The organism is Paraburkholderia bryophila (assembly GCF_003269035.1).
Classification (GTDB): Bacteria; Pseudomonadota; Gammaproteobacteria; order Burkholderiales; family Burkholderiaceae; genus Paraburkholderia; species Paraburkholderia bryophila.
In genome coordinates this window covers 1-1085 of the sequence record NZ_QLTK01000090.1, presented here as the reverse complement: position 1 = coordinate 1085, position 1085 = coordinate 1, and the positions used below count along the sequence as shown (strand labels likewise).

At 61.9% G+C, this 1085-nt stretch carries 1 protein-coding gene; it reads right to left on the bottom strand.

All coding sequences use genetic code 11. The annotated features are described in order from the left end of the window. A partial coding sequence (gene prpC, locus BX591_RS35935; RefSeq protein WP_111936029.1) for a bifunctional 2-methylcitrate synthase/citrate synthase occupies positions 1–1085 on the bottom strand: 1085 nt, incomplete at both ends.

Below are 1085 nucleotides of genomic sequence, written 5' to 3'. Positions count from 1 at the left end.
GTGTAATTCGCGCTCGGGCGGATGATCTTGTTGTCGATCCGTTGCTCGATGATGTGCGCGCTCCAGCCGGCCGTGCGGGCAATCACGAACAGCGGCGTGAACATCGCCGTCGGCACGCCCATCATGTGATACGACACCGCGCTGAACCAGTCCAGGTTCGGGAACATCTTCTTCGCTTCCCACATGACCGATTCGAGCCGCTCGGCGATGTTGAACAGCTTGTTGTTGCCCGCTTCTTTCGAGAGCTTCTTCGCGATTTCCTTGATGACCTTGTTGCGCGGATCGGAAATCGTGTAGACCGGGTGACCGAAACCGATCACCACTTCCTTGTTTTCCACGCGCCGGCGAATGTCCGCCTCGGCTTCGTCCGGCGTCTGGTAGCGCGACTGGATCTCGAACGCGACTTCATTGGCGCCGCCGTGTTTCGGGCCGCGCAGCGCGCCGATCGCGCCGGTGATCGCCGAGTAGATGTCCGATCCCGTGCCCGCGATCACGCGGCCGGTAAAGGTCGACGCGTTGAATTCGTGCTCGGCGTACAGGTTCAGCGACACATGCATGGCGTCGACCCACGACTTCGACGGCTCCACGCCGTGCAGCAGATGCAGGAAATGGCCGCCGATCGAGTCGTCGTCGGTTTCCACTTCGATGCGCTTGCCGTTGTGCGAGTAGTGATACCAGTAGAGCAGCATCGAACCGAGCGAGGCCATCAGCTTGTCGGCGATGTCGCGTGCGCCCGGCAGGTTGTGATCGTCTTTCTCCGGCAGCACGGTGCCGAGCACCGAGACGCCGGTACGCATCACGTCCATCGGGTGGGCGGCGGCGGGAATCCATTCGAGCGCGGCTTTGACGTTCGCGGGCAGGCCGCGCATGCCTTTGAGCTTCGTTTTGTACGCGGTCAGCTCCGCCTGGGTCGGCAGCTTGTCGTGGACCAGCAGATACGCGATCTCTTCGAATTCGCACGTGCCGGCGATGTCGAGAATGTCGTAGCCACGGTAATGCAGATCGTTGCCGGTCTTGCCGACCGTGCACAGGGCGGTATTGCCCGCCGTCACGCCCGACAGCGCCACGGATTTCTTCGGTTTGAA